Annotated in this window: 5 protein-coding genes; 2 read left to right on the top strand and 3 right to left on the bottom strand. The window is 72.7% G+C overall.

Annotation, left to right across the window (positions count from 1 at the left end; translation table 11 throughout):
* Positions 1–101 precede the first annotated feature (101 nt).
* The 3 genes from HS99_RS01985 to HS99_RS01975 all read right to left on the bottom strand — a co-directional run bounded on the left by HS99_RS01985 (position 102) and on the right by HS99_RS01975 (position 4,963).
* Positions 102–2,354 (bottom strand): ABC transporter ATP-binding protein/permease, encoded by a 2,253-nt coding sequence (locus HS99_RS01985; RefSeq protein WP_232790703.1) that lies wholly within the window; start codon positions 2,352–2,354, stop codon positions 102–104.
* A 246-nt stretch (positions 2,355–2,600) separates the two neighbouring features.
* Positions 2,601–2,972, bottom strand: coding sequence for a DUF5132 domain-containing protein (locus tag HS99_RS01980; protein WP_030285863.1), 372 nt, complete (start codon positions 2,970–2,972; stop codon positions 2,601–2,603).
* 302 nt (positions 2,973–3,274) lie between these two features.
* Positions 3,275–4,963, bottom strand: coding sequence for a DUF885 domain-containing protein (locus HS99_RS01975; protein WP_050367037.1), 1,689 nt, complete (start codon positions 4,961–4,963; stop codon positions 3,275–3,277).
* Positions 4,964–5,174: 211 nt separating this feature from the next.
* Between HS99_RS01975 and HS99_RS01970 the strand changes: the two genes are divergently transcribed.
* Together HS99_RS01970 and HS99_RS01965 are read left to right on the top strand one after the other, a co-directional pair.
* Positions 5,175–6,755: an ABC transporter substrate-binding protein gene (locus HS99_RS01970; RefSeq protein ID WP_030556269.1), complete on the top strand. Its 1,581-nt coding sequence runs from the start codon at positions 5,175–5,177 to the stop codon at positions 6,753–6,755.
* A 14-nt stretch (positions 6,756–6,769) separates the two neighbouring features.
* Positions 6,770–7,738 carry an ABC transporter permease gene (locus HS99_RS01965; protein WP_030285868.1) on the top strand — a complete coding sequence of 323 codons (969 nt, stop codon included), beginning with the start codon at positions 6,770–6,772 and terminating at the stop codon, positions 7,736–7,738.
* The last annotated feature ends 2 nt before the right edge of the window (positions 7,739–7,740 follow it).

The following is a 7,740-nucleotide window of genomic DNA, read 5'->3' as shown; positions in this document are numbered from 1 at the left end:
GGGTACCTCCGAGAGTGTGGGCGGGCGTACGCGCACGGCACGCCGGGCCGCGCCGACCGCGGGGGCGTCACGCGGTCGGCGGGCGGGGCGGCCTGCCGCGGTCAGGCGGCGAGTTCACCGGCCTGGAGCTGCCAGAGGGATGCGTAGAGTCCGTGCCGGGCGAGGAGTTCGTCGTGGGTGCCCTGTTCGGCGACGATGCCGCCCTTGTCCAGGACGTAGATCCGATCAGCGTGGCGGACCGTGGAGAGCCGGTGGGCGATGACGACCATCGTCCGGTCGGCCGCGAAGCCGCGCAGCGTGCGCTGGATGGCGGCCTCGGTCTCGTTGTCCACGGCGGAGGTGGCCTCGTCGAGGATGACGACCGGCGAGTCCTTGAGGATCGCGCGAGCCAGGGCGATCCGCTGCCGCTGGCCGCCGGAGAGCGCGGCGCCGCGTTCGCCGATCAGGGTGTCGTAGCCATCGGGCAGCGCGGCGATGAAGGTGTGCGCCTCGGCCATGGTGGCGGCCCGGACGACGGCCTGGTCGGAGGCCCCGAAGCTGCCGTAGCGGATGTTGTCGGCGATGCTGCCGTCGAAGAGGAACGGGTCCTGGGCCACGAAGCCGATGGCCTGGCGCAGGTCCCGCCGTGGCAGGTCCCGGACGTCCTGTCCGTCGAGCAGCACGCGGCCGCGCTCCGCGTCCTGGAAGCGCATCAGCAGTCTGGCGATCGTCGTCTTGCCGGAGCCGGTGGCGCCGACCAGGGCTGTGGTGCTCCCGGCCGGGATGGTCAGCGAGAGGTCCTCCAGCGCTGCCGGGCGGCCGGGGTAGGCGAAGGTGACCCCGTCGAGGACGATCTCCCCCCGCACCTCGGCGCGGTCGAGCGTCCCGTCGTTGCCGTCGGTCTCGACAGGCAGGGCGCGCAGCCGCTGGACCCGGTCGTAGGAGGCGATGGTGCGCTGGTACTGGTCGACGATGCCGCCGAGCCTGCTCATCCGCATCAACAGCATCTGGGGCAGTCCGATCAGCGGGCTGAACACCTCGAAGCGCAGGGTGCCGTTGAGCACCGAGCGGCCGCCGATCAGCAGGGTGCCGGCCATCGAGGCGGTGGTGCAGGCCCGGACGGTCTCGGCGTGGCGGATGGTGCTCCGGTCGGTCTGCCGGGTGCTCTCCTGAGCCGCCTCGCTCAATCCGTCGATGCGTTCGGCCTCGTAGTCCTCGGTGCAGAAGCTCTTGACGGTGGCGCCGGCCTCCAGCGAGTTGATCACCTGGCTGCCCAGCCTGGCCCGGCGCTCGCCGGTGACGGCGTAGTCGGCCGCGGCCCTGTCCTGGTGGCGCAGCGACAGCCAGGCGATGAGCGGGATCGGCAGGAAGGCGATCCAGGCGATCTGCGGTGCGAGCAGCAGGAACGCCGGAACCAGCAGGGCCAGGCTGGTGCCGAGTTGCAGCACGTCGTTGGCCGGGCCGGCGAAGAAGGCGCCCAGCTGGCCGACGTCGTCGGTGAGCGCGCCAGCCACCCGGGTGGTCCGCTCGCCCTCCAGCTGGCCGAGTTCGACGTGCTGGACGTGCCGGTAGGTGCGGCTTCGCCAGTCGCGCTCGATGTCCTGGCCGAGTCGGCGCCACTGGAGGTTGGAGGCGTAGGACAGGCCCGCCACGGCGGCGCAGGCGGCGGCCACCATCCCGGCCAGGCCCCACAGTTGGGCGGAGGCTGTGGTCAGGCCGAGGCTGACCAGCGGTGCCGCCTCGCCCTTGATGAGGACCAGTCCGGTCCAGCCGAGGAAAGTGGCGAGCGCCATCTCCGAGACCTGACAGGAGACCGAGAGCGCGACGGCCCGGTAGAGACGGCGGCGGTGCGGTCCGACGATCTCCAACAGGGGGTGTCGCGCGGTTCCGTCCGCGGCGGGGTCGCCGGCGGCATCGACCGTTCCGCGCCAGGCTTTCCGCATGACAGCCGCGGTCGCGGCCGCCACCCCGCCGAGGGCCACCAGTTGCCTGCTCAGCGCCGACCCCTTGATCAGCGCGATCCCGGCCGCGACGCCGCCCCCGACGGCGAGCACCGGTCGCACCACCAGGCCGTGGTCGGCCCGCTGGGCTGGTGCGGCGACGGGCTGGGCCGGTGCCGGGCGGGCCGTCCTCGTCGGACCCTCCGCGACCAGGGTGACGGCTCTGCGGACGATCCGGCCGACGTCCGTGGCGCGCACCCGCGCGTCGTGCCGGACGAGCACCCCGCCGGTGACCGGGTTGGCCCGGGCCTCGGTGATCCCGGGAACACGGCGCAACACGGCGGCGAGGACCTCTGCCGTCCGGGGCCGTCCGAGGACCAGCTTGACGTCCCAGCGCTGACGCCCCGGAATGACCGAGCGAGGGCTTGCGTCCAATTCCAGGGAGCGGAATCCGGCTGCGGCACCCAATAGCGATGGCATGTGTACGATCACCTGTTTGCGGAGGTCGCGGAGAACCGTCACGGGCACGACGGAGTACGGCGACGGAATGGGAATTCTAAGGGCGGATTTCTGCATCCGAACGGCCCGTGATGGGACGCCGCCCGGGCGCATCCGGTCGGAATCGATCGGAATTTGCGCCCGGCGGCGACCGCGGCTCCTCAGGGGCCGTCAGTGGATCTTTCAGTGGGTCTTTCCGGCGGTGGTGCCGGCTCCGGCGGTCGCGCGGATCTTGGGAGCCCTCGGGTCCCCCTCGGGGCGGGCTGCGGCTCCCTCCTCCTTGGCGCCGATCGGGGCTCCGTTCCCGGAGGTGCGCTGGCCGTCACCGGAACGGATCGCGGTGTCACTGCTGGTGGCCTGGGCGGCCACCATGTCGGCGGCCACCTCGGCGGCGAGGTCGTGGATGTTCTCCCCGGCCTCGTGGGCGGCCTTCTTCACCTCCATCGCGATGCCGACGGACGTCTTGACGACGCCGCGCACCAGTGGCTTGAGCAGACGCTTGGCCAGCGGGGCGACGATGAGGCCGACCAGGAAGGGCGGTACTACGGGCGGCATGATGCTCGATCCTCTCTACGCACACGTATGACAGGGAACCCGGGCACTGCGAACACCGGAGCAGCGCGCAGCCGGGCAGGCGGAAGCATTCCACCTCGCAATCCGGGATTCACGAACCTAACCGGATTCCCGGACACCGGGACACGCCGCCCGATCTCTTGACCACCGTAGTCGAACCATGTCCGCACTCACCAAACGGCTCCCGGCGGGTTCACTCATGCGAGTGCTCCTGAGACCTCTTCCGCAATCCGAATTGAGGAGCACCCTCAAACCCGTTAATCAGCTCATCCGATTCATATGGTTTACGAAGCGCCGAGTTCCCGCGCCACCCGCCTTCTGAGGCCGTCGAACGGCAACGCCCCGCCCCCCAGCACCGCCTCGTGGAACGCCCGAACGTCGAACCCGATCCCCAACCGCTCTTCGGCATCACCCCGCAGCCGCACGAGCTCCAGGAAGCCCGCGCGATAGGAGAGCGCCTGCCCGGGCAGATCCGTCGAGTAGCGCAGCAGGTCCGAGGCGATCTGGCCGTCCGACTCGGTGGAGTTGGCTCGCATGAAGTCCCGCGCCTGCTCCAGGTCCATCGTCCCGAGGTTGAGTCCGGTGTCGACCACCAGCCGCTGCGCGGTGAACCGCTCCTGGGCGAGCCGCCCGTAGGCGTCCCACGGGTCCTCGTAGAGGCCCGCCTCCCAGCCGAGGCCGGCCGCGTACTCGGCCCAGCCCTCGTTGAACGCGCCGAACTCGGTCACCTCGCGGCGCAGTTGGTGCAGTGTGTGGTCCTCCGCCTGGCGGGCCAGGTGGAAGTGGTGCCCCGGCGCCAGCTCGTGGTAGATCAGCGAGGCCGAACCGAGCAGGGACCTCCGCCCCAGGTCCGAACCGTTGTAGCGATAGCGCCCGACCGGATCGGCCGCGGTCGGCGCCTCGTAGTATCCGAAGGTCATCCCCGGCTCCAGCGCCGGGTCCAGCCGCGCCAACCCGTACGGCGCCCGCGGCAACACCGCGAACCAGCGCGGCAGCACCGGGACCAGCCGGTCGAGGTGGCCGCGGTAGCGGGCCTCGACCTCCTCCGGCGTCCGGGCGTACAGCCGCGGCTCGGTCCGCAGCCGCTCGTGGAACTCGGCCTCGGACCCGTGGAAGCCCAGCGTCGCGCGCACCTCCCTCATCCGCTCGGCCAGTTCGCGGCACTGCTCGCGGCCGAGCTCGTGCAGCCGCTCGGGCGCGGTGTCGCCCCCGGTCTGGGTCCGGACGAAGTCCCGGTACGCCTCCTCACCGCCCTCGTACCGCGCCCAGCCGACGTTCTGCGGCGCCGCGAGCAGGCAGGCCGGGTCGTCGAGGACGGCGAGCAGCCGGTCGAAGGCCGGTACCAACTCGTCCTCCACCAATCGCCGTACGCCGTCCAGGAGCTGCCCGTTCCCGCCCAGCCCCGGCGCGCCGAGCCGGTCCTCGGCCACCTCCACCCGACGGGGGACCGACTCCCGCAGGCCCGCGACGGCGGCACGCACTCCGGCCAGCGCCGGGGCCGGCACCCGGAAGCCTCGCACCGCCTGCCCCATCACCTTGTCGCAGATCGATCCGACCACCCCGGCCAGCTCCCGCACCAGTCCCAGGTACCGTTCGGCGTCCGCCCGTTCGGTGAAGCGGAACTGGCGCAGCACCGCGTCGGTGTACAACGACAACGGAAGCAGCCGGTACGGCGTGGCGACGGGCGTCAGCCAGTAGTGACGGTGCGCCCGCAGTTCCTGCTCGGCCAGTCCGGCCAGGAAGGCGGCGGCGTCGGCGTCGGCGCCGGGCAACTCCGAACCGTCGAGCGCCCGCACTTCGCCGAGCACCCCCTCGGCGAACCGCGCCCGCTCCTCCGCCTCGGCGAGTGAGGCCCTCGGCAGCGTCTCGACCGGGAGCCCCTGGCGGACCCTCAGCATCGGCTCGCGGGCCAGCAGGAACTGCCAGTAGCGGTCCACCAGACGGCCGATCCCTCGGCCCGGTTCGTTCGTCATGCCCCCATCCTGGCGACGACCGGGCGCTTGGCGGCCCGGTCCGGAACGCCCGGATCGTGACACCCCTCGAAAGGGTGAACCGTGATCGCCGTCCCCGGCCGCCGCCCCCGGCTCCCGGCCGGGCCGACAGGTCGGTCCCGGCGTTCGAACACGCCTATCCCACGGATGAGTTGACTCGCCGCGGCCAAAGCCCGAGTGGCACCATGACGCCATGCTCCGACGCACCCCGCCGGTCGCCCTGGCGGCCGCCCTGACTGCCTCGGCCGTCGCGCTGAGCAGCTGCGGCGGCACCGCGTCCTCGACGACCACCCCCCTGGTGGACCGCGGGACCGTCCGGATCGCGGCGGCCAGTGAGATCCCGAGCTTCGACCCGTACTCCACCTTCGGGGCCGCCCAGGCCCGCTACGCCTACGACTCGCTGGTCAATGCCGACACCGACGGCAGCCTGGTCACCGGCCTGGCCTCGTCCTGGCAGGCCACGGCCACCACAGCCACCTTCACCCTGCGCCCGGGCGTCACCTGCTCCGACGGCACCGCCCTCACCGCCTCGGCGGTGGCCAGAGCGCTCACCTACGCCGGGGACCCGGGCCACCAGCTCGCCGGCGCCCGGACCGTCCTCCCGAACGTCCCGTTCACCGCGAGCGCAGACGACGCGACCGGCACGGTGTCGGCGACCGCCGCCTCACCTTTCCCGTTCCTCATCCGCACCATCGGCCTGCTGCCGATCGTCTGCCCCGCCGGGCTCGACCGACCCCGATCGCTGGACCGCGCCACCCAGGGCACCGGCCCCTACGTGCTGACCCGCTACATCCCCGGCGGGCCCTACGAGTTCACCGTCCGCGACGGGTACTCCTGGGGCCCCGCCGGAGCCACCACCGCCGAACACGGCCTCCCCGCGCACATCGTCGTCTCGGTCGTCCCCCAGGCCTCTACTGCGGCGAACCTGCTGCTCACCGGGGGCATCGAGATCGCCGCCGTGAACGGGCCCGATCGCGCCCGGCTCACCGACCACGGCCTGGCCACCACCGACGCGGCGACCGTGGTCGGTCTGACCTTCTTCAACCAGGGCCCCGGCCGGGCCCTCGCCGACCCCGCCCTACGCCGCGCCCTGGTCGCCGCGCTGGACCGCCAGGGGCTCGCCAACGTCGCCGTGGGCGGCATCGGCAGGCCCGCCACCGACTTCAGTGCCGTGGGCGCCGTCTGCCACGCCGACCTCGCCGACGCCAACCTGCCCGGGAACGACGCCACCGAGGCCCTGCGGGCCGCCGGCTGGGTCCGCTCCGTCGGCGGCCCGCTGACCAAGGACGGCCGGCCGCTGCGGCTCCGTGTGATCACCAGCCCCGACATCGGCCCGACCCTGTCTTCCGTCGCCGAGTTGATGGCGCGGGACTGGACGGCGTTCGGCGCGCAGGTCAAGCTGGTCACCGAGAGCCTGCCCGCCCTCGTCAACGCCATGTACCAGAGCGCCGACTTCGACGTGGTGGTCGGCAGCACGCCAGGGTTCGCCCTGCCTGTCGGCTTCATCCCGTTCTTCTCCGGCCCCACCCCCGCCGAGGGCCTCAATTTCGCGGGCGTGACCAATCCTGAGTACGACGCCCTGGTCGCCCAGGCGCTCCGGGAGCCCGACACGACGGGCTGCGCCACCTGGAACCGGGCCGCCGCCGCGCTCTTCCGCTCGGCCGACGCCCTGCCGATCGCCGACGGCCGGAGCAGCGTGTACGGCTACCGCACCACCTTCGCCACCACCTTCGGCGGCCAGCTCGTCCCCACCAGCATCCGCCTCCACCAGTGACCCGGGGGCCCACCGTGTCCGTACCCCGACTGCCGCGGCACCCCTGGACGGTGTTCCTCGGCCGCCGCATCCTCCGGCTGTTCCTCTCCCTCGCGGTCGTGCTCACCGCGTCGTTCGCGATGATCCGCCTCATTCCCGGCGACCCGGTCCGGGCCGCGCTCGGCGTCGACGCCGCCCCCGACCTGGTGGCCGCCCGTCGGCACGCCCTCGGGCTCGACACACCCTTCCTCACCCAGTACCGGCACTATCTCGGCGGCCTCCTGCACGGCGACCTCGGCACCTCGCTGACCACCGGGACACCGGTCGCGGAGCTGGTCCGCACCCGGCTGCCGGCCACCCTGGAGATCGCCGGGCTGGCCTTCCTGGTCACCCTGGCCGTCGCCCTGCCCGGCGGGCTGCTCGTCGCTGTCCGCACCCGCGACGGCCGCCGCCCGCGCAGCGAGCTGGCGTTCACCGTGGTCACCGCCGGCCTGGCCGGGGTGCCGGACTTCGTCCTGGCCGCCGGGCTCACCGCGCTGCTGGCCGTCGGCCTCCAGCTCCTCCCGGTGGCCGGCGCGGCGGGCGTCGAGTCCTTCGTCCTCCCGGTCCTCGCGCTCTCCCTCGCCCCCGCCGCCGTCCTGCTGCGCATCGTCCGGATGGAGGCGCTGAGAGTACTGGGCGAGGACTACCTGCGCACGGCCCGGAGCAAACGGCTGTCCCCCGCTCGCCGATACCTGCGGCACGCGGCACCGAACACGGCGACCGCCGCGCTCACCGTGGCCGGGAGCCTGCTGCCCGCCCTGGTCGCCGGCACCGTACTGGTCGAGAAGGTTTTCGCCTGGCCCGGCATCGGGTCGGCCATGGCCCAGTCCGTGGTCGCCCAGGACTACCCGGTGGTCCAGGCGATGGTGCTGGTGCTGGGCACCACCGTGCTGCTCGCCGGCCTGTTGGTCGACGTGCTGCTGGCTGTGCTCGACCCCCGTTCGGCGATCCGGGAGATGTGAGC

This window comes from Kitasatospora aureofaciens, from assembly GCF_001188955.3.
Lineage (GTDB): Bacteria > Actinomycetota > Actinomycetes > Streptomycetales > Streptomycetaceae > Kitasatospora > Kitasatospora aureofaciens.
The sequence above is the reverse complement of the archived record's forward strand: the minus strand, read 5'-3'. Positions and strand labels throughout refer to the sequence as shown.